17 protein-coding genes and 2 tRNA genes are annotated in these 20,783 nt (G+C 69.9%); 9 read left to right on the top strand and 10 right to left on the bottom strand.

Annotated features, from left to right (window positions below; all coding sequences use genetic code 11):
- Positions 1-69: 69 nt before the first annotated feature.
- A tRNA-His gene (locus tag UA75_RS06725) sits at positions 70-145 on the top strand.
- Between the two features lie 434 nt (positions 146-579).
- Here the strand turns inward: UA75_RS06725 and UA75_RS06720 are convergent.
- Positions 580-1,179, bottom strand: a complete 600-nt coding sequence (locus UA75_RS06720; RefSeq protein WP_075743489.1) for a TetR/AcrR family transcriptional regulator — start codon at positions 1,177-1,179, stop codon at positions 580-582.
- Between the two features lie 83 nt (positions 1,180-1,262).
- Between UA75_RS06720 and UA75_RS06715 the strand changes: the two genes are divergently transcribed.
- Positions 1,263-2,432, top strand: a complete 1,170-nt coding sequence (locus UA75_RS06715) for a cytochrome P450 (protein ID WP_075739517.1) — start codon at positions 1,263-1,265, stop codon at positions 2,430-2,432.
- A 465-nt stretch (positions 2,433-2,897) separates the two neighbouring features.
- On the opposite strand, the gene UA75_RS06710 is transcribed toward UA75_RS06715, so the two are convergent.
- On the bottom strand, positions 2,898-4,127 hold the full coding sequence (locus UA75_RS06710) for a L,D-transpeptidase (protein WP_232237656.1): 1,230 nt from the start codon (positions 4,125-4,127) through the stop codon (positions 2,898-2,900).
- A 386-nt stretch (positions 4,128-4,513) separates the two neighbouring features.
- On the opposite strand from UA75_RS06710, the gene UA75_RS06705 reads away from it, so the two are divergent.
- Positions 4,514-4,586 (top strand) — tRNA-Lys (locus UA75_RS06705).
- A 116-nt stretch (positions 4,587-4,702) separates the two neighbouring features.
- The gene (locus tag UA75_RS06700; protein ID WP_075739515.1) at positions 4,703-4,930 is read left to right on the top strand and encodes a hypothetical protein; all 228 of its coding nucleotides are present in this window, start codon (positions 4,703-4,705) and stop codon (positions 4,928-4,930) included.
- 210 nt (positions 4,931-5,140) lie between these two features.
- Here UA75_RS06700 and UA75_RS06695 read toward each other — a convergent pair whose 3' ends face one another.
- The gene (locus UA75_RS06695; RefSeq protein ID WP_232251169.1) at positions 5,141-5,518 is read right to left on the bottom strand and encodes a hypothetical protein; all 378 of its coding nucleotides are present in this window, start codon (positions 5,516-5,518) and stop codon (positions 5,141-5,143) included.
- 72 nt (positions 5,519-5,590) lie between these two features.
- Between UA75_RS06695 and UA75_RS06690 the strand changes: the two genes are divergently transcribed.
- A complete protein-coding gene (locus tag UA75_RS06690; RefSeq protein WP_075743488.1) occupies positions 5,591-6,283 on the top strand; it encodes a DJ-1/PfpI family protein in 693 nt (230 codons plus the stop codon).
- On the opposite strand, the gene UA75_RS06685 is transcribed toward UA75_RS06690, so the two are convergent.
- Positions 6,272-6,688 carry a VOC family protein gene (locus tag UA75_RS06685; protein ID WP_075739513.1) on the bottom strand — a complete coding sequence of 139 codons (417 nt, stop codon included), beginning with the start codon at positions 6,686-6,688 and terminating at the stop codon, positions 6,272-6,274. The two genes, UA75_RS06690 and UA75_RS06685, sit on opposite strands and share 12 nt — an antisense overlap.
- An 83-nt stretch (positions 6,689-6,771) precedes the next feature.
- Between UA75_RS06685 and UA75_RS06680 the strand changes: the two genes are divergently transcribed.
- Positions 6,772-7,116 (top strand): hypothetical protein, encoded by a 345-nt coding sequence (locus tag UA75_RS06680; RefSeq protein ID WP_075739512.1) that lies wholly within the window; start codon positions 6,772-6,774, stop codon positions 7,114-7,116.
- Between the two features lie 70 nt (positions 7,117-7,186).
- Here the strand turns inward: UA75_RS06680 and UA75_RS06675 are convergent, their stop codons facing one another.
- From UA75_RS06675 to UA75_RS06645, 6 genes are all read right to left on the bottom strand, one after another.
- Positions 7,187-8,002 (bottom strand): lipase family protein, encoded by an 816-nt coding sequence (locus tag UA75_RS06675; protein ID WP_075743487.1) that lies wholly within the window; start codon positions 8,000-8,002, stop codon positions 7,187-7,189.
- A gap of 433 nt (positions 8,003-8,435) precedes the next feature.
- Positions 8,436-10,217, bottom strand: coding sequence for a glycoside hydrolase family 6 protein (locus UA75_RS06665; RefSeq protein WP_083682982.1), 1,782 nt, complete (start codon positions 10,215-10,217; stop codon positions 8,436-8,438).
- A gap of 701 nt (positions 10,218-10,918) precedes the next feature.
- A complete protein-coding gene (locus UA75_RS06660; RefSeq protein WP_232237655.1) occupies positions 10,919-11,512 on the bottom strand; it encodes a flavoprotein in 594 nt (197 codons plus the stop codon).
- Positions 11,513-11,851: 339 nt separating this feature from the next.
- Positions 11,852-13,003 (bottom strand): aromatic ring-hydroxylating oxygenase subunit alpha, encoded by a 1,152-nt coding sequence (locus tag UA75_RS06655; RefSeq protein ID WP_075739511.1) that lies wholly within the window; start codon positions 13,001-13,003, stop codon positions 11,852-11,854.
- 292 nt (positions 13,004-13,295) lie between these two features.
- Positions 13,296-15,860: a GcvT family protein gene (locus UA75_RS06650; protein ID WP_075739510.1), complete on the bottom strand. Its 2,565-nt coding sequence runs from the start codon at positions 15,858-15,860 to the stop codon at positions 13,296-13,298.
- Between the two features lie 487 nt (positions 15,861-16,347).
- A complete protein-coding gene (locus UA75_RS06645) occupies positions 16,348-17,157 on the bottom strand; it encodes an IclR family transcriptional regulator (RefSeq protein WP_083682981.1) in 810 nt (269 codons plus the stop codon).
- A gap of 130 nt (positions 17,158-17,287) precedes the next feature.
- Between UA75_RS06645 and UA75_RS06640 the strand changes: the two genes are divergently transcribed.
- From UA75_RS06640 to UA75_RS06630, 3 genes are all read left to right on the top strand, one after another.
- The gene (locus UA75_RS06640) at positions 17,288-17,605 is read left to right on the top strand and encodes a bifunctional 3-phenylpropionate/cinnamic acid dioxygenase ferredoxin subunit (RefSeq protein WP_075743484.1); all 318 of its coding nucleotides are present in this window, start codon (positions 17,288-17,290) and stop codon (positions 17,603-17,605) included.
- Positions 17,602-18,867, top strand: a complete 1,266-nt coding sequence (locus tag UA75_RS06635) for an NAD(P)/FAD-dependent oxidoreductase (RefSeq protein WP_075739509.1) — start codon at positions 17,602-17,604, stop codon at positions 18,865-18,867. The genes UA75_RS06640 and UA75_RS06635 overlap by 4 nt, the downstream gene beginning before the upstream one ends.
- Positions 18,868-19,101: 234 nt before the next feature.
- Entirely contained in the window at positions 19,102-19,863 is a 762-nt protein-coding gene (locus UA75_RS06630; protein WP_075739508.1) for an SDR family NAD(P)-dependent oxidoreductase, read from the top strand.
- Positions 19,864-20,783 lie beyond the last annotated feature (920 nt).

Genomic DNA, 20,783 nt, shown 5'->3' with positions numbered 1-20,783 from the left:
CGTTTCCGATGCCGAGTACGGACACGCTAAGCTGTGCCACGTCACGGCGGCTGCGACCGTCGGATCGTGGTGGGTGTAGCTCAGCTGGTAGAGCACCGGGTTGTGGTCCCGGGGGCCGCGGGTTCAAGTCCCGTCACTCACCCCAGCCGGACGAGGTCCGAGCCTGTCGATTGAGGGATTCTCCTTGATCGAGGCTCGGGCCTCGTTCTCGTTTCGGGGCGTTCTCCGTTCCGGCGCGCGTGCGTGTCGGCTTTGGATCCCGGCACCGCATCGGGTGTCGACCGGCCGGGCCGTCCGCGTCGTCGTCCTGGCGACAGGGTGCCGTTCTCCGCTGGACGGCACGCTGTCCGGCACGGGCGGGCACACTCCCCGCATCCCGCGCGGCGCAGGCGGGCAGGCAGCCGTTTCAACGATGTTCTCCTGGTCCGGTTCGACCAGTCGGGCCCGATCCCCGCCGCGATGCGTGGTGCCTGCGGTCGGCTCCCGGCCCACGCGATCAGCGGCATCGGCGCCAGCAAGGGCGGCTCACCGAGCCTGCGGAGGTCCACCGGCCGGACCGACGATCGTGACGTCTCGAGCTCAGGCACTCCGCCCGAACAGCAGGTCCAACTGCGCATCGAACACGGCCAGCGCCGTCTCCGGCGAACAGTCGCCGCTGAGCGCCTGCATCCCGAGCCCTTCGACCAACGCCGTCAATGCCCTGGCCGCGTGGGCTGGCTCGAGGTCCGCCCGCACCTGCCCTGCCGCCTGCGCGGCACGGAGATGATCGGCAACCAGCAGCTGAAGGCGGGCGTTGTCCGTCCGCACGGCGGCCCCGATCTCCGGGCGGCCTGCGGCATACGCCAAGAACGCCAACGCCACCCGCCCCTCGGTCCGCCGTGCTTCGTCGAGCGGCAGCAGCTGCACCAGGAGTCGTCTGACCAACTCGGTGACCGGCGCGTCGCCGCCGGGGGCGTCAGCGGTGAGACGAACGGCGACCTTCTCCCGGATCACCTCCATGGCGAAGGTCATCATCTCGTCCTTGCTCCGGAAGTAGTGCTGAACCATGCCGGAGGTCACGCCCGCCTCCGCCGCCACGTGCCGAAGGCTCACCGCCTCGACCCCCCGTTCGGCCGCGACGCGCATCAGCGCGTCGGCGATCAGCGTGCGCCGCTGGTGATGGTCGACCTGCTTGGGCACGGGCACATGGTGCCACATTGACAACGGTCGTCGCCGCTTTTACATTGCAGTCGAAATGCAAAAATCACAGTGAGGCGACCACCATGCCGCTGCCGACCCTGCCCTTCGACCGCCTCCACCCGCTGGCTCCCCCGCCCGCCTACGCCGACCTCCGTGACCGGGCACCGATCGCCGCCGTCACCGCAGAAGACGGGCAGCCTGCCTGGCTCGTCACGTCATACGACGCGGCGTCCACGGTCCTCGGGGATCCCCGATTCGGCGTCTCCCGACCCGGCGATCCCCGGTCGGAGGACGCCACCCTGCTGACCGACGGAGAACCGCACGCCCGACTCCGTCGCCTCGTCGGAAAGACCTTCACCCGACGTCGGATCGCCGCCCTCCGCCCGCGCGTCGAGGCGCACGCCGCCGCACTGGCCGACCGACTCGCCCACGGCGACCAGCCTGCCGACCTCGTCGCCGACTTCGCCGCGCCGCTGTCGATCACCGTCATCAGCGAACTCCTCGGCGTCGACATCGCCGAGCGGGACCGCTTCCGCAGGCTCGCCGATGCGGCAGGCGCCGCAGACTTCCTCTCCGCCGAAGGCGACCGGGAGGCCGCACAGCAGGCCTGGCGCGAGTTCGGCGAGTACGTCGGGGGCCTCGTCGCCGCGAAACGCGAGGAGCAGGCGGACGATCTGCTGAGCGCTCTGATCACCGCGCACGAACGCGACGACGACCAGCTCACCGATGGCGAGCTGACCACGCTGGCCCTCACGATTCTGGCCTCCGGGTATCTGACCGCGACGAACGCCGTCTCGGTCGGTGCGCTCGTGTTGATCGACGAAGGACGGCTCGCGGCGTTCCCCATCGAGCCTGCGGCGATCGACGCGGTGGTCGAGGAGGTCGTGCGGCTTCAGATCGCCCTGATCGGCGAGGTCTTTCCGCGCTGGGCGCACGAGGCCGTCGAGTTGGGCGGCGTGACGATCCGAGCGGGTGACCGAGTCCTCGTCCGGTTGGGGGCGGCCAACCGCGACCCCGCCAGGTTCGACCAGCCCGACAGCTTCCGCCCCGGCCGGAGCGCAGGTCACCTCGCCTTCGGCCGTGGACCGCATCACTGCCTCGGCGCAGCCCTCGCCCGGCTTGAGATCGGCGCCGCGCTCCACGCGCTCGCGCAGCGCCTCCCCACGCTCGCGCTCCGGGGCAGCATCGACGATGTCAGCTGGTCACGCAGTCATGCCGATGCAGGCCCGACGGCCGTCCACGTCATCTGGTGAGGAGGCTCGTGCCCCGCCGACGCGGCCGGTGCCCCTGGCGACGGACGGCCTGATTCTCAGGTCGGGTCGTCCGGTCCGGATCGGTCGGCCCGTCCGCCGCCGAGCCCGCCGAGGGATGGCACCCACGGCGCGGGCGAACAACTCGTCGTCGAAGCGGGCCTCGTCCAGGTGTCCTGAGGCGTCCAGCGTCGGGTACCGCGACGCGGCCCACGAGGAGGCGCTGCGCCTCGGCTGCCCCCGGCAGGCAGGCCCGCCTCCGTCGGCATCACCGCACCGACGGCGAGCCCGCCCGGCTGATCTACGACGTCGGCGCTGCACTCCGACTCGGGACGCTGGGTTCGCGCCCGCGCCTCGGGCAATCGGGCAGGGTCGGCGCCGGGTGGGCAGGCAGACGCCGACGGCGGGCCCGAAGCGCCTCAGCAGAGACGTCGGACCCGCCGTCCGGGAAGGGTCGAGACGATCGGGTCAGCGGCGGCCGCCCGCGCTCCACTCGTCCCAGGAGATCTGCCAGTCGTTGTAACCGCCACGTCCCCCGTCGCCGGGCAGCTCCTGCCCGCCGGAGTTCTCGATGATCACCACGTCACCGCTCTTGACGTTGTCGTAGAACCACTTGGCGTCCTCGGTGGAGAGGTTGATGCAGCCGTGGCTGTCGTTGGCCTGACCCAACAGGCCGTTCCACGGCGCCGCGTGCACGAACTCGCCGTTGTTGGCGATCCGGGTGGCCCACTGGACGTCGGTGACGTAGCCGCCCGAGGCGACGTCGAGGCCGTAGGTCGAGGAGTCCATCGTGTACTGCGCGTGCTTCGAGGTGGCGACGTGCACGCCGTCCCAGGACTGGAACGGCGCCTTGCCCAGCGAGGTGGGCATCGTCCGGACGACCTCGCCGTTGATCTCGACGGTGAGCTGATGGGTGGCGCCGTCGGCGCGGGCGATGAAGGAGTCGCCGACGGTCAGCGTCGACTGGCGGCTCTCCTTGCCGTAGACGCCGTTGCCGAAGTGCTTGCCGTAGACGTCGGCGTCGATGGTGATGACCGTGCCGGGCTCCCAGTACTCCTGGGGACGCCAGTGCACCCGCGTGTCCTCGAACCAGTAGAAGGCGCCCTCGACCTCGGGTTCCGTGGTGATGGAGATCGCCGCCTCCACCGCGGCCTTGTCCTGGATCGGCGTCCCGTCGAAGTAGAAGGCCAGCGGATGTCCAACCCCGATGGTCGCCCCCGGCAGCGGCGAGAAGCCGACGTAGGCCTCGGCGCTCGGCGTGGCGGTGGTGAACTCCGAGGTCTCGGTGACGGTCTCGCCGTCGGCGTTCTCCCCCGTGGCGGTGAGCGTGTAGGCCCGGCCGTACCCGAGCGGCTCGGCCAGGGACCAGCTCAGCCCGTCCTCGGCGAGTTCCCCCGCGACGGCATCGCCGTCCGGATTGGTCATGACGACCTCGGTGAGGACCCCGTCCTCGGCGGTCACCTCGATCGGATCCCCCGGCGCGACGTCGGTGCCCGCATCAGCGGGCAGGGAGAGCGTCACCGGCGGAGCAGGCGGCGCACTGGACGACTCCGGGCTCCCCGCGCCACCGGCACTCCCACCGGCCTCCGAGGTGCATGCCGTGACCAACAGCGCGACGAGTCCGGCGGCGACGGCTAACGCAGGCCTCCGCACCGCACGCAGCCCGCCCTGGTCGCCGGAACGAAGCGTTCTACTCACTGTTTCCCCCATGCCGCCATCGGGCGGCTCGATCCCTAGCCTGAACGGGGGTATGAGTCACAACCGCCCCCAGTCGGACCGGTGCCCCCCGAAACCTCTTTGCCCAGATAGACGCCGCAACACCACGCCTGGTTGCATCCCCAAGCCAATCGATGCCAAGGCTCTCCTGTCAGCCTAATGGGGGAGCCCGTCAACCTCGATCGACTTCGCTCGTCCGAGCCGGCGGCCACCCCGCACGGCACCCGGTCGTCCGACCGGCCTCCTCGTGTCGCCACCTGTGTCGAGCCGTCGGGCCGGGGGTCGGATTTCAGGGTCCGACGGGGCCTGTGTTACTGTTCTGCCGCGCCGCACGGAGAGCATCCTGCGGGGCGAAGAGAGATGAATACGCGGCATTAGCTCAATTGGCAGAGCAGCTGACTCTTAATCAGCGGGTTCGGGGTTCAAGTCCCTGATGCCGCACTAAGGTCAAGATCCCGTTGACCAGTGCGTATGTCGTAAATCTAGATCACCTTAGCGCCGGTCTGCCGGGCACCTGTCCAATAGGGTGTCCAATAGGTCGGCGCTAACGTGCGTCTATGGCCAGAACGAAGCGCGTCAAGGACCTGACCGGCATCCGGGCGCGAGGCTCGCGGTACCAGGTGCGAGTGTTCACCGGCTACGACCCGAACATCGGCAAGGCGATCATGGTCACCCGGTCCGCCAAGACCGAAGACGAGGCGATCAAGATCCGGGACCGCTTCCTGGGCGCGAGGCGCGGGACCACAAGAGATCCAACCCCGGGGCAACGTTCGATCAGTTCTTAGACGAGTGGCTGCGCAGTCACGAGGTGGAGAAGACCACCGCGAGCGCCTACACGCTGCTGGCGACCCGCCCCACGTTGGGCCGGACGACGCTCCCGCGAATGATGCAGCTCGGCCCTAAGGTGTTCGAGGACCTCTCGGCGGAGTTGAAGCGCTGCCGCCACCGATGCAACAAGACCAAGGGGGATGTCCAGGATCCGAAAAGAACACTCGTCAGCCGAGCCTGGTCACGACCGACGTTGTCGTCACCCCGCCTGAACCCTCGCCTACCGCGAGAAGCGTGAAGATGGCCACGCCGCCGAGTATCACGCAGAAGACGCCGACCGCCGCGACCGTCTGATACAGCGGACGATGCCGCCTCGCGCCGTTGCGAATGCCCAGGAAGCCGATCAGCACAGCGGCCAGACCAGGAATCGGCGACAGCGGAAACGCGACCACCAGCAGAATCACGGCGAAGAGGGCGGAGAGTGCGCCCACCACGGCCAGCCACGGGCCCACGGTGCCTGCGGATCCGGGACCCTCAGAAACCGACATATCGACAAAGCTAGCAGAGGACGATCGATGAAATCGATCATCGACGGCCCTGCTCACCCGCTCGCACCACCGCCTGCCGGTACCGGCACACCGACCCGCTCGGCCCCGCCCACCGCCTAAAATCCAGTGGTGAGCCCTTCGCCGCTTCGGATCGTCGCCCTGTTGTTCCCGGACGTCACCCAGCTCGACCTCACTGGACCCGCGCAGGTCTTCTCCCGACTGCCGGACACCGAGGTGCATCTCGCCTGGCATGACACCCGGCCGGTGGTCACCGACTGCGGCTGGTCGATCGTGCCGACGACAACCTTGGCGGACTGCCCGCAGGCCGACGTCCTCTTCGTGCCCGGCGGCAAGGGCGCCTTCGACCTCTTCGACGACAAGGTCGCGCTGGACTTCCTGCGCAGGCAGGCTGCGGGCGCGTCCTGGGTCACCTCGGTGTGCACCGGCTCTTTCACCTTGGCGGCGGCGGGGCTGCTCACGGGTCGCCGCGCGACCAGCCACTGGTCGGCGCTGCCGATGCTCGCCGAACTCGGGGCGATCCCGACCAGCGAGCGGGTGGTGATCGACGGGAATCGGATCACCGGTGCAGGCGTCACCTCCGGGATCGACTTCGCGCTCGTGCTGGCGGCGAGGATCTTCGGGGACGACGTGGCGAAGCGGGTCCAACTGCGGTTGGAGTACGACCCGGCGCCGCCGTTCGACGCGGGTTCGCCCGCGACGGCGGACCCGGAGTTGGTGGCGGCGACCATCGGCAGGGTGGACGAGGCACGGCTGCAGGCAGTCCGCCGGGCGGCGGCCCGACTCGGCGAGTCAGCTCGGTGACGAGACCGCCTCGGCATCCGTCTCCGCGCCGAGACAGAACTCGTTGTCCTCGGGATCACCGAGGACGATCCAGTCGTCCGTCCTGCTCAGCACACGCGCCCCGAGTTTGATCAGTCGATCGGCCCCGGCACTCAGGTCGTCACACCGCAGGTCCAGGTGCAGTCGATTCTTCGCGATCTTGGGCTCGGGAACGAGTTGAAAAAACAGCCTCGGTCCCCCGTCGGCCCTCGGCTCGACGAGGACCAGCGGATCGTCCTCCGGGTCGTCGATGCCCTCGGCGCGCAGGCGCGCGAGTTCCTCCTCGTCGTAGGGGGCGACCTCGTAGTCGTCCAGAGCGGCGGCCCAGAATCGGGCCAGCGCGGCCGGACGAGCGCAGTCGACGACGATGTCATGCAGTCGGATCACGTCGGCGATTCTGCTACATGGAATCGACGCCGCCCACTGCATTTCGCCGGTCCCCTGCCGCCCGGTCCCCTACAGTCCGACGCATGTCACAGTCGGAGATCAGGCCACCACTGTCGGTGCGGCGCCCACGCCTGTTCCTGTGGCTCGGTCTGGGCGGCCTGTTGGCGACCGGAATCCTGCTGCTGTACGTGAACCTGCTGTTCGTGGTGGCCGCCGCAATGTCCTGTGCCGAGCCTGCGAACTGCTCGGTGCCGCGGAACGTCTTCCTGCTCTACGGGCCGACTGCGACGCTGCTGGCAGGCCTCATCACCGGTGGGATCGGCGGGGAACGCGCGATCCGCGCGGGCAGGCCCGTCGTAGGCTGGGTCGGGTGGCCCTGGCTGTTCTACGCGGCGGTCTTCCTGGTGGCCCTGATGGTCTCGTTGTGACCAGGCGCTGATCGTCGCCCGTGAACGGCGAAGCAGGCAACCCGCCGACCCCGCCGCCGCGAGCCCGTGGCTACAGGTTCTTCTCGATGTTCTCCAGGTACCGGTCCATCGGGTGATCTTTGAGCGCGTCGCTGCCCGGCAGCAGCAGCTCGTCGGTGTGACCCCCCACCTTGTCCGCGATGCCGCCCCACAACGACAGCTGCTCGTGCAGCGCCCCGGTTCGATCGAAGTATCGGGCGGCCTTGACGTGCCGGAACACCGGCTCGGGCGGCAGCTGGGGGACGATGTCGTTGTTGTTGACGAAGCGGAAGGTTCGTCCCTCCAGCGCCTCGTCGTAGGCATGCGCGAGCCGCGGATCACAGGTGCGGGGCTGGCCGAAGGTATAGACGCCGTCGGGGGTCAGGTTGGGGTCCTCGAAGTACAGGGTCGCCGCCGCCAGCATCGCCAGCGCACCGCCGAGGCTGTGGCCGGTCAGCCAGATGCTCTGGTCGTTGGTGCGGAGTTCCTTGATGCCTTGGCACACCAGGGGAAGAACCGTCGCCAAGGCCTGGTCGAAGCCCAGGTGCACCAGGCCCCGGTCGGCAGGCCCAGGAGCGACGGGAGTGGTCGCGTCGGTGAGCCAGTCCTTGATCTGCGTGATCTCGGTGCCCCGAAAGGCGAGGATGATCATGTGATCGCTGGCGGCCAGGTACGCCTGTGTGTCGTCGAGCGGCACCGGCAGATCCCGCACGACGTGCAGGAAGCGGAACCGGTCGAAGCCCCAGCGCGCCGTCTCCGCCCGGATCTCCTCCTCCCCCGAATAGGCGAGCTTCGCGGCCTTGCCCAGCCAGTAGGCGTGGTCGAGCTGGTAGCCGGTCACGCGGTGATCGAGAGCGGAGACAGTCATCGGTCGCCTCTTCCGTGGGGGCGTGAGTTCCGCTGCCGCACGGGCGAAGGCGACATACGGGCCGGGCGCGAGCCGCTGGTCACCGAAGCCGGCCCGGACTCGATCGCGAGCGATCACGATCTCCCCGTGGCGCACAGCCGAGATCAGGTCCGTCGGGCGGCAGGGGTTCTGGACAGTGCGACGGTAAGACCGCCGCCGGTCATGATCCAGTTCGACCACCTCATCCAGCGACATCCGGTCGAGTGAGGATGCCGAGGGCGGCGATGCGGTGCGCGGCGATCATCGCGAGGTCGCAGGCGTGCTGCGCAGGTCGGCCCGTCGACACGAGGCCGTCACCCGGCAGGACGGCGATCCGACCGGCCTGACACGACCGGGTGGGGAGAGCCCGGTCAGGCTCTCCCCACCCGTGGTGGTGCGATCGGACGCCGAAGCGTCAGCTACACGCGGAGTTGTTCAACGAGAACGCGGCCGGTGCGACGTGCGCCCCGCTCAGCGTGCCCTGGAAGCCGAAGCTCACCGAGCCGCCTGCCGGGATGCTCCCGTTCCACCCGCTTCCGCTGGCGGTGACCTGACTGCCCTGCTGGGTGACCGAGGCGTTCCAGGCGCTGGTCACCTGCTGACCGCTCGGGTTCGTCCAGACCAGCGACCAGCTCGGCAGCGCGGTGCTGCTGGTGTTGGTCACGGTCACCTGGGCGACGTAGCCCGCGTTCCACTGCGACTGGACGCTGTAGCTCACGCTGCAGCCGGTGACCGGGCCGGGGTCACCGGGGTCACCGGGGTCGCCGGGGTCGCCCGGGTCGCCGGGGCCGGAGCCGAGCGGCGGGTGGGCATTGGCCAGCAGCTCCTGGAACTGAGCGGAGAACCAGTGTCCGGAGATCGGCGCGTCGGGCAGTGCACCCGAGGGGTTGTTCTGGTTACGCGGGTTCCCCTCGTAAGTGGGGTCGCACATCCGGTCGAAGCCCTTGCCCTCGTCGTTCGGGATCTCCTCGCTGGAGCCGTCGGACTCTCCCGGTGGCTTGGCCCAGACGTAGGCGTCGATGCCTGCGGCGGGCGAGGCGGTGGGCCGCTCGCCGAGGCCCGCACCGGCCTGGTTGCACCAGTTCCCGGGGTTGATCCGGCGGTCGTAGCGTCCGCCGTCGACGTAGGCGTCGGCGCTGGTCTCGGGGCCAGGTCCGGTCGGTCGCTCGCTGCCGCCCCAGCCGTTGCGGGAGGTGTCGATCAGCATGCCGATGTCGGAGTTGAAGCCCGCCGAGATCGCCTCCTGCCGGAATGCCTGAGCGAAGCTCAGCTCATCGACGTAGTTGTTCCAGTCGATCCAGCTGGACTCACCCCGGATCGGCTGACCGTTGATGGTGTCGCCGATGGAGAAGTTCTCCTCCTCCAGTGCCGAGAAGTTGGCGGTGTTGGCGATGAAGCCGTGCACGTCGTCGGGGGTGGCGCCATTGGCGTTCGCCGCCTCGAAGAACAGGTCGGCGGAAGCCCCGAAGTTGTCCTCCCAGCCGATCCAGCCGTGGTGGCCCGCGTCGACGTAGTTGTAGACGTTCGGGATCGCGCCGAGCTGGGCCAGGGCGTAGCCGACGCCGTTGACATAATTGCCGTTGGCGAGCATCTCGTCGCACTCGGGCGTCGCGGTCTCACGTCCGCCGACGTTGGTGACCAGGTTCGGCAGCGAGTCGATCTCGATGATCGTCGCGATGCGCAGGCTCGAGTAGGCCGGGTCGGCCAGGATCTCCGCGATCGGGTCGATGTACTCCGACTCGTATCGGGGCAGCTCGTCGGGGCCCAGCTCGCCGTTGGAGGCGAGCGCGGCGCAGTCTCGCCCCGGCAGGTTGTAGATGATGACCTGGAACAGGTCCGCGCCCTGGGAGACGGCCTCGTCCAGGTGGTCGCGCAGCCCGTAGTCACCCGTCGTCGGGCTGCCGTTGCCCTCGATGGCGCTGATCCGGTCCATCCACACGGCGGTGGGCTGGTCAGCGACGGCCGAGCCGCCGGGCTCGGCGGCGGCGTTGGCCGCCCAGATCGGGTTCACATAGACCTGAGCGCCGTCGTACGGATTGTCGACCCGCTGCTGCGCAGGTGCCGGATCGTTCTCCGCACCGATGGCCGTCTGACCGACGGCGAGTAAGAGTCCAGAGGCGAGAACCATCGCCGACGCTGCGGCGGTGCCGCGACGGCGACGTGATTCCCTCGCCTTGCTTGGGGAGTCATATCTCATTTCGGCTCCTTGCTTGTTACCTCACGACACCCTTGTCCGAGGCGGTAAGCGCTTCGCGACGGACCATTGGGAGCGCTCCCAGAACGGACTGTACCAATGCGGTAACAGGCTGAAAAGAGGGCGTAACGCGAAAACTGTGTTCTGGATCACCGATGCGACTCCGACCACGTTCGCTTCGACGAAGGAAACACCAGGTAGGGACGCCGGGAACTCGCCGAGAGGTCGGCCGAGAAATTCGTTCAAGGATCACGCAGATCACCGGACGGCGACACGGGGCATCGGCGGCGCCCTTGTCCAGGACGGGCGGGAACACTCTCGATCACGCTCCGACCGCCGGAGCTTCCCCGTCGATACGTGCGCTGACCTGCATTGAGAGCGTCGGATGTCGAGAATCAGGCCCCGCTGTGCATGATCACCATTCGGGGCCGTCGAACCCCGTCGACCGAGGCCCCTTTTCGCGCGAGCGGTCTTCGATCCGATATCGACGTCCCGCATTCCCCCGACGAGGAACGCCCAGGCAGCGGGGTTGTCGAATCGTCGATTCGAAGCGATTCACCCCACGCGGCGGGCGGCGAGGACCTCGGTGCGCACCCCCGACGGGCCACGATCATCGCGTCCTCGCACCGCCTGAACATGGGAACGCTCCCATGTAATTCGGCGAGCTGCGGATGCCGGGGCCGGATCGGCTCGCCCCGCTTCGATCAGGTCCGCGAGGCCAGCGCGGCGGCGACCGCGTCGAGGATGTGCGCCCACGGCAGATCCCGCTCCGGCTCCTCGGCGGGCTCGGCCAGGGGGAACACCTTCGGGCCCTCGACCAAACCGACGCCCGCGTTGCGCAGTGCGGCCAGATGCCCAGGCCAGGCCGGGTGTCTGGCGTGCGCGGCGTTGACGCGTGGGAAGACCACCACCGGCACCCGAGGATCACCCACGGCCTCGCCGACCTGCGTGAGCGCCTGGTTGTCGCCGATGCCCAGCGCGAGTTTGGCGACCGTGTTGGCGGAGGCGGGCGCCAGCACGTAGCAGTCGACCGGCGGATGCGGTCTGGCCGTGCCGGGCAGCCGGGACTCCGATCGCACCGGGAGTCCGGTCACGGCGGCCATGGCCTCGACCTCGCCGACGGCATTCAGCCAGCGGGCTGCGGTGGGGGTGAGCGTGACGCCGACCCGCCAGCCGCTGGCCAGCGCGGGCTCGACGAGTCCGGCGCGCAGTCGCTCCAGGCCGCCCGCCGCCGAGGCCACGATGCCGATCATCGGCGGTCGGGCTGCGCCGGGCGAGGTCGTCACGCCTGTCGTCATCGCCTGCCGCTCCGATCTCGATCAGCCGGGATTCCGCCGCCGTTCGCCGAGAAGTGCGCCCGGCAACCGCTGGCCGGTCGGCCCCGGCCGGGGTGACGCGAGGACGCGCCGCCTGGCGGGAGGCTAGCAGCAGTCGACACCGCGAATGCCGTCGAGATCAGCCGAGGCTCGGTCCGAGCGCGGGGCCTCGCCTAGGGCAGCACAGCCGCCCTGACCAGGCAGGACACCGACACCGGTCGCGCTCCATCGAGGCCGCGTCCGTCAGCCCGACGAGACGATGCGGCCCCCGCGCCACGTCGTCGCCGACGGCAGCCGCCGCAGCCGTCCGTCCGCTGGAGGTCATCGATCGGGCACGCCGTCCTGTTCGCTCCTCTCGCCTAACCGGTCGAGAAGCCAGTCATGGAAGCCCCCGATGTGGTGTTCGACCGGGACGAGCACCCCGCCTCGGGCATAGGCCCTGGAGGCCATCGCGGGCTGACAGCGTTCGCAGGCCTCGAAGTCCTGCCGGTTGACCCGGTCGAACAGCTCCACCGACGCCGAGGTGTCCGCGCCGGCGGCCACCACGTCGGGGGCGTAGAGCCAGTCGCACTCCACCAGGGTGCGATCCACGGCCAGCGGATACATCCGATGCAGGATCACGTGATCCGGCACCAGATTCAGGAACACCTGCGGCCGCACCGTCGCGGCGTAGTAGCGGCGGTCCTGGTCCGCCGCGATCCCCGGCAGCCGCGCGAAGCCCGGCCTGCCGTCGATGGTGAAGCCCTCGGCCTCCTCGGCGAACGCGGCGCCGTGTCCCACGTAGTACTGCGCGGCGTAGCCCTCCGCGAACTCCGGGAGGACGTCGGTCAGCTCGGGGTGAATCGTGGCGCAGTGATAGCACTCCATGAAGTTCTCGACGATCAGCTTCCAGTTCGCCCGCACGTCGTAGGAGATCCGCCTGCCCAGCGACAGGCTCTCCACCTGGTACCGCTCCACCGCTGCCGGGTCGCCGAGTCGCTCGGTCACGGCGTCGATCACCGTGTCCTCGAAGGACGGCGGCGCCGAGCCCAGGCACACCCACAGGTAGCCGAGCCAGTGCCGCAGGGCGACCGAGATCAGGCCGTACTCCGTGCGATCCACCGCGCCGAGCGAACTCAGGTTGGGCGCGGCCGTCAGTCGTCCGTCCAGCCCGTAGGTCCAGGCGTGATAGGGACACTGGAGGCTGCGCCGGACCGTTCCCGACTCCTCGACGCACAACCGGGCGCCCCGGTGCCGACAGATGTTGAGGAAGGCGCGCTGCACACCGTCGCGTCCCAGCACGAGGAGCACGCTCTCCCTGCCGACCTGCACGGTGCGGAAGTCGCCGGGAGCACGCAGGTCGGCCGCGCGGGCGGCGCAGATCCACCCGGCCTCGAAGATGCGCTGCTGTTCTCGTTCGAAGACGGCGGGATCGGTGTAGTAGCGGCCGGGCAGGGTGGCGACGAGTCCGGTGGGGCCGTCGGTGGTCGTCATGATCGTTCACCTCTCGGATGCCGAGTCGAGCCGGATGCCTGGGCGGCGCAGGCCGGGCCTGCGGCGGGGAGGTCGATGTCTGGCTGCGGAGTGCGATCGCAGGGCAGGCCTCGGTGCCTGCGGGGCCGGGGCCCGCATCGCGACGGGCGCGTGGGCGAGATCGGCCGGTTCTCGGTATGGGCGCGCGGTCGGTCACACCGAGGAACCGAGGCTCGACGTCGCACCGCAGGCTCGGATCACGAACCCGCTGCTGACGCGCGCCGCAGGCGGCGGACTGCTCACCCCCTGGCGGTCATCGGCGCATCCGGGTGCCCTCCGGGTCGAAGAGGGGTTCGGCGGCGACCTCGTAGGGGAGTCGCTCGCCGAAGTACTCGACGTCGACCGGCAGTCCGGGCTTCGCGTGCTCGGCGGGCAGCCAGGCGTAGGCGATGCCCAGCCCCAGCGTGTGGCCGTAGCCTGCGCTGGTGACGTGGCCGACCGGCCTGCCGTCGACGAACACCGGTTCGGCACCCAGGACGGTGGCCGCCGGGTCCGGGGTGACCAGCGCGCAGAGTCGACGGACAGGCGGCGAATCCCGCCGAGCCTCGATGACGTCGCGACCGACGAAGTAGCCCTTGTCCAGGCGTACCGCGAAGTCGACGCCTGCCTCATACGGGTCGTGCTCGCCTGTCATGTCCAGCCCCCAGGACCGGTAGCCCTTCTCCAGTCGCATGCTGTCGAAGGCGCCTCGGCCCGCAGCGATCAGTCCGTGCGGACGGCCCGCCTCCCACAGCGTGTCCCAGAGCAGCCTGCCCAGATCGGCCGTGGTGTACAGCTCCCAACCGAGTTCGCCCACATAGGACAGTCGCATCGCCGTGACGGGCACTCCGCCGACGTGGATCTCCCGTGCCCGGTAGTAGCGCAGACCCCGGTGCGAGACGTCGTCGTCGGTGAGCCCGCTCAACACCTCTCGCGCGCTCGGGCCCCACAGGCCGAGACAGCAGGTACCGGGGGTGATGTCGCGGACCTGCACCGAACCGTCGCCGGGCAGGTGACGTCGTAGCCAGTCGAGGTCCAGCGGGCCGTTGGCGCCGAGTTGGAAACGTTCTTCGCCCAGCCGGGCCACCGTGAGGTCGCTGCGAATGCCGCCGTCGTCGCCGAGCAGCAGCGTGTAGGTGATCGAGCCGATCCGCCGGATGACGTCGTTGCTGGTCATGGTCTGGAGGAAGTCGGCAGCACCAGGGCCGGTCACCTCGAGACGAGTCAGCGGCGTCATGTCGAACAGCGCCGCCCGACGTCGGGCGTGCCGGGCCTCGGCGCCGACGATCGGCGACCAGTGCCGCGCCGCCCACTCTCCCGGCGCGGCGACCTCGGCGAGTTCGGGAAGATTCTCGTTCTCGGCGTACCACTGCGGCCGTTCCCAGCCTCTGACCTCGGTGAATCGGGCGCCGAGTCGTTCCTGTCGTTCGTAGAACGGGCTGGCGCGCAGGGTGCGCGGCACCTCGATCGGCCGGTGCGGATGAACGATGTCGTAGACCTCGCCGAAGCTCTGCGCGCTGCGCACCCGGACGTACTCGGGCGTGGTCTGCACCCGCTCGAAGCGGTTGAGATCGCAGCCGTGCAGGTCCAGGGCGGGTTGTCCGTCCACCAGCCATTCCGCCATGGCCCGCGCGACGCCCGCCGAATGCGTGATCCACACCGCCTCGGCGAACCAGCAGCCTTCCAGCGAGGGATGCTCGCCGAGCAGCGGCATCCCGTCGGCGGTGAAGGAGAACAGCCCGTTGATGCCCTCGTCCACCTTGGCATCGCCCAGGACGGGAAGCAGTTCCTGCGCGGCCGACCACGAGGGTTCGAAGTCCTCGGAGGTGAACTCCAGCACCGAGGGCATCCGCGTGACGGCCTCGCCGACGTGCAGGATCGCGGCGGCATCGCCGTGGCCAGGCGGGGCAGAGCCGCCGTGGCCATTCGCGGCAGAGCCGCCGTCGCCACTCGCGGTAGCACCGCCGATGTCCCACGCCGAGATCGGCATGGGTCGATGGCCGTAGGCCCCGATGCCGAGCCGGTCGCCGTGCGTACGGAAGTAGAGCCCGGCCCCCTGATGTCGCAGCATCGGCAGCTCCGCACTGTCGATCTGCCGACCGGCGGTTCGCCGGAGCGCGGGCAGCGTCGTGGTCTTGGCGTACTGGTGGGCCATCGGCGTGAGCGGGATCGACAGGTCGACCAACGCGCCGATCCTCGGGCCCCACATTCCCGCGCAGCACACCACGACGTCGGCGCGGAATCGCTCGTCCTCGGTGCGCACCGCGCTGACCCGACCGCCTACGCGGTCGATCCCGATCACGCGCCTGCCTGCCAGGAAGCGGGCCCCTCGCTCCGCGGCTCGGTCGGCCTGCGCGCGGGCCGCTGCGACCGGGACGGCGAGTCCGTCGGAGGGGATGTGCAGTCCGCCGAGGAGCCGTTGCGCGTCGAGCAGCGGGTGCAGTCGGGCGGCCTCCTCGGGGTCGACCAGCATCGAGGGAACTCCCCAGGAGGTCGCCCACCCGTGTCGACGGTGCAGGTCGGCCCAGCGCTGTGGGGTGCGGGCCACCTCCAGGCCGCCCACCGATCGGAAACAGGGCGCATCCCCCGCCGACCTCGCCGTCGGATCGGTCAGTGCGCGGTACTTCTCGACGGTGTACCGCGCGAACCGGGTCATCGTCTGGTTCCCGGTGGTCTGGAACACCAGGCCGGGAGCGTGGGACGACGACCCGCCGGTCTCGAACAGCGGGCCCTGCTCGAGCACGGTGACATCGGTCCAGCCACGTTCGGTGAGCTCGTCGGCGAGCGCGCAGCCGACGATTCCCGCGCCGATGACGACCACCCTCGGGGATGCGGCCACCTCGGAACCTCCTACGGATTCGACAACGAGACGCCTACGGTCTCCAGCGGAGCGAGGCGAGAGGGACGAGACCCCGACCGGGGTCGCCGAGACGGGGGATCAGCGCGGCAGGAGAGTCCACACTGGCCGGACGGGCCGAATCACCGCTGCTCCGCGGTGGGCCGGGCGGCTGGCGGGCGTGTCCGGACCGAGCGAGCCATCGTTCATCCGACCCCGTCCTTCCACACCGCAACCGCCCCATCTGTTGCACAGCACGAAGTGTGTCGCTCAATACGCAACAAAATCCTCGCCCCGTCGGGCAGTGTCAATAGGCCGTTTCGGCGTCGCCGAGGGTGCATGCCGAACAGGCCAGGTCCGCGTGTCGAGCGGGTGAGGAGGGCGTCGAGACTCCGGTGGGTATGCGCGGTTCTCACCCGAAGTCGCCTGCGGCGGAAACGGCCTCGCCGCTCGCGGGAAGCCTCGGCCGCTCGATCGGCGGCGCGCTGGTTCAGTCGCCGAGGTAGCCGAGCCGGTGGGACAGCTCCCCGGCGGCGGCGATGAGCTGCGGCGCGACCTGCCGGATACGCCTGCGCGACAGCCGGTAGGAGGGCCCGGAGGCGCTGATCGCGGCGAGCACCGCGCCGTCGGGTCCTCGAACCGGTGCGGCCAGCGCGTTGAGGCCCAGTTCCAGTTCCTCGAAACAGGCGGTGTAGCCGTCGCGAAGCACCTGGTCCAGCTCGGCCCGGAGATCGGCGACGTCGGTGACGGTCCTGGGCGTGTAGCTCTCCAGCTCCTCCCCCAGCAGTGCCTCGCGCTGCCGGTCGGGCAGGTGCGCGAGGAGCACCTTCCCGCTGGAGGTGGCGTGCAGCGGGGTGCGCTGGCCGACCCAGTTGTGCGTGGTGACCGACGCGGCGCCGCGCACCTGGCTGATGTTGATGGCCACTCCGCTGTCGGGCACGGCGACGTTCACCGTCTCGCCGAGCTGTTCGGCCAGCGACTGGCACACCGTCTGGCCGAGCTGGGCGAGGTCCATCCGGCCGGTGGCGGCGCCCGCCAGTCGGACGATGCCGAAGCCGATCACGTACTTGCCGCGCTGCCCGAGCTGCTCGACGAGGCCGCGCTGCTCCAGGACGGTGAGCAGTCGGGAGGCCGTCGACTTGTGGACACCGAGTTCGGCGGCGATCTCGGTGATGCCGGACTCGCCGTTCTTCGCGAGCAGTTCCAGCACGCTGATCGCCCGATCCACCGACTGCACCAGGTTTCCGCCGGTCTTGGCCGATGCCCTGTCCCGTCCGTTCACCGCCGTGTCATCGCCCATGGCGCCAACCGTAGCCGCCGGGAACAGCCCCCTCGGACAACCCGAGCGGCGTATTGACGACGCCGGAACACGCGCCGCACAGTGTTGCGTACTCCACACCATGTTCCGCTCTGCGCAACTGGAGGCCGCCGTGATCCCCGTCTGCACTCTGGCCGAACTCCCGCCCGGCGAATCCGTCCGCATCCTCGCGCCCCGACCCGTCGCGGTCTTCAACGCCGACGGCGAGTTGTACGCGATCGACGACACCTGCTCCCATCAGGACGCCGCCCTGTCCGACGGCTGGTTGGAGGGCTGCCTCATCGAGTGTCCGCTCCATGCCGCGATGTTCGACCTGCGCACCGGAATGCCGACGGGTCCGCCCGCCCGGCGGCCGGTGCGAACCTACCCGGTGGTCCTCGTCGGCGACATGATCCACGTCGACACCTCGGTGCGGGAGCCGGTCGCATGAGAGCCGTGACGGTCGTCGGCGCGGGGCTGGCAGGCTGGCACGCCGTCCGGGAGCTGCGCGACCAGGGCTTCGACGGGACGATCACCGTGATCGGCGCGGAGCCGCAGCGGCCCTACGACCGGCCGCCGCTGTCCAAGCGGTTCCTGCGCGGCGAGATCGACGAGGCGGAACTGGCGCTGGCCGACGAGGCGGAGCTGGCCGAGGTCGACGCGCACTGGCGCACCGGTCGCCGGGCCGTGCGACTCGACCGACACACCAGGACGGTCGAGTTGGACGACGGCACGCTGATCGCCTCCGACGGCGTGGTGATCGCGACCGGTGCGCTGGCCAGGACGCTGCCAGGACTGACCGACGTCGCCGGGGTGCACACCCTGCGCACGCTGGCCGATGCGCGGGCGCTGCGTGCGGCGTTGACCGAGGGCACGCCGAGGACGGTGGTGATCGGCGCGGGCTTCGTCGGCGCCGAGGTGGCGGCCACCTGCCACGCGCTCGGCCTGCCGGTCACGGTGGTGGAGGCGCTGGACGTGCCGCTGGCGCGGGTGCTCGGTCCGACGGTGGGCGCGATCTGCGGTGAGCTGCATCGGGATCACGGGGTGACGATGCACTGCGGCTTCGGCGTCGCCGGGCTGCGGACCGAGCCGAACCGGGGCGACGGCGCCGGCGGAGACACGGACCGAACGGGCTCGACGCGGGTCACGGCCGTCCTGGGCCGCGACGGCCGGGAGCTGGCCGCCGACGTGGTCGTGATCGGGATCGGTTCCCGGCCTGCGGTCGACTGGCTGGCGGGCTCCGGGGTGGACATCGCCGACGGGGTCGGCTGCGATGCCGGAGGCGCCACCGCGCTGCCCGGCGTGGTCGCGCTCGGCGACGTCGCGCGCTACGCCGATCCGGCGGGCGGCTCGCGGCGGCACGAGCACTGGACGGCGGCCGTGGAACAGGCGCCCGTCGCGGTGCGGACGCTGCTGACCGGTCGGTCGCGCGGCGAGAGCGGCACCGATCCGGTGCCCAACCGGGTGCCGTACTTCTGGTCCGACCAGTACTCGACCCGCATCCAGCTCGCCGGGCACCCCGACGCCGACGACGATCTGGCGGTGGTCGAGGGCTCGTTCGCCGACCGGGACTTCGTCTCCGTCTATCGCAGGCAGGGCAGGCTCACCGGCGTCGTCGCGATGAACCGGGGCCGATGCTTTACTCGGCTGCGGCGCGAGTTGCGGGCCGAGGTCGAGCGGGCCGTCGAGTCGTCGCCTGCGGCCTCGACGTGACGGCCCGCTCCTGATCGCGCGTCGGGTGTGCCGGGCGCGATCGGGATCGACGGCCGCCGCCCCGGCCGGACCGCACTCGGCAGCGCCCGCACTCACGGCAGATGTTGGATTCTCCATGCCCGGATTACGTCGAAGACCAGAATGTGCCGTCCGAATATCGCGAGCCTGCGCGCCCTGGGCGGGCGACTATAGGTGCCGAGCTGTCACCTGTGTTCGTTCGATCTGAGGATGAGAATGTCGTCTCGGTTAGACTCCAAGGTCATCATCATCACCGGTGCCACGTCGGGGATGGGGAAGGCGGTGGCGGAACGCGTCGCGACCGAGGGCGCCACCGTCGTACTCGCCGCTCGCGGTGCGGACGTAGGCGAACATTTCGCCGCCGAGATCCGATCCCGGGGCGGGAAGGCCCTGTTCGTGCCGACCGATGTGACGGTGGAGGATTCGGTCGCCGCTCTGGTCAGGACGACGGTCGAGCGATTCGGTCGAGTGGACGGCGCGTTCAACAATGCGGGCGGAATCACCGTGATGGCACCGGTGCAGGACCTCGACGAGGCCGCCTGGCGAGCCGAACTCGACCTCAATCTGACGAGCGTGTTCTACGGAATCAAGCATGAGGTGCCTGCCATCCTCGCCTCGGGTGGTGGGGCCATCCTGAACAACGCCTCCAACCTCGGGGTGGTCGGGATGGCCGCCCTCGCGCCCTATGTCGCGGCCAAGCACGGGATCGTCGGTCTGACCAGGGCCGCCGCATTGGAGAACGCCGCACACGGTCTCCGGGTGAACGCGCTGCTCACCGGCGGTGTGGACACCCCGGCCTACCGCAGTAGCACTGGTGCGACGCAGCAGGGTCGGGAGATGATCGCCGGTCTGCACCCGGTCGGTCGCGTCGCCCAGCCCGAGGAGATCGCCGCCTTCGCCGCCTTCCTGCTGAGCGATGAGGCGAGCTTCGTCACGGGCGCGGCGCTTGCCGTCGACGGCGGCTTCACCACTCGCTGATCCCGGAATCGCCCGTCAGGACTGCGCTGTCCGGCCCTGACCGGCGATCACCACCGCAGCGCCGGAGACGTCGTCAACGACGTGGACCGGCGGCGGGCGCGGTCCGCTGCTTCCGGCCGCGCCTATTCCCGCCCGGACATTACCAGTAGGGCTCATCACTATTCGGAACACCGTCGCCGGAACGGGGCCGATCACGACGGCATGAAGAAGCCGCCACGGATGGTTCGGCATCCGGTCGGACGGGTGAGCGGCAGGCAGCTCTCGAATCGAAGATCGCCGATTCTGCTTCGGCCGTTCGGGATCAGAAACGTGCCAATGAATGCAATGAGCCGTTCGGCCGGATAGCCGTCGACTGGTTTCGCGACGACCAGGAGAATACCTGTCGCGAAACAGTCGGGCGTCCCATTCTGCAGACTGCCTCCGGGACCGCGCCCCGTTCCCGGCAGGACAGACGCCTGCTGACCGGCCGCCCCTGCATGCCCCACGCGGGCGAGCGATCAGACTCCGCGCGGGAGAAAACCACTGGACGCCGTCGGTATGGTGGACCACATGACATGCTCCGGCGCTCGCACGTTGCGCTTGTACTTCCACTGAAGCTCCTCGTCGGAGCTGTGACGTCGCCTGATCAGCCGCCGCGTCCCGGGCCTTGACGGTCCCGGCGCCGTGCCGGGCGACGTCCTCGGTGCAGCCGACCCGAGTCGGCACGACAAGCACACCCCGCAGGCCGCTCCCCGCTGAGCTGTTGCCCGCCCGGCTGCTCTCTCGCCGGACCGTTCTCCGCTGATCCGCAGCCGTTTGCGCTGCGTACGGCGGGTCGTCCCGTGCTGAGCAAGCCGTCCGCGCCGCGTCCCGCGCCGGTCACGGTGCCACGCGGCCGGATTCGTCGTGCCGCCCGCAGCTCCCCTCGGTGATCTCGTCTC

Origin of the sequence: Actinoalloteichus sp. GBA129-24, from assembly GCF_001941645.1 — a bacterium.
Classification (GTDB): domain Bacteria; phylum Actinomycetota; class Actinomycetes; order Mycobacteriales; family Pseudonocardiaceae; genus Actinoalloteichus_A; species Actinoalloteichus_A fjordicus.
This window is presented reverse-complemented; position numbering and strand designations above follow the sequence as displayed.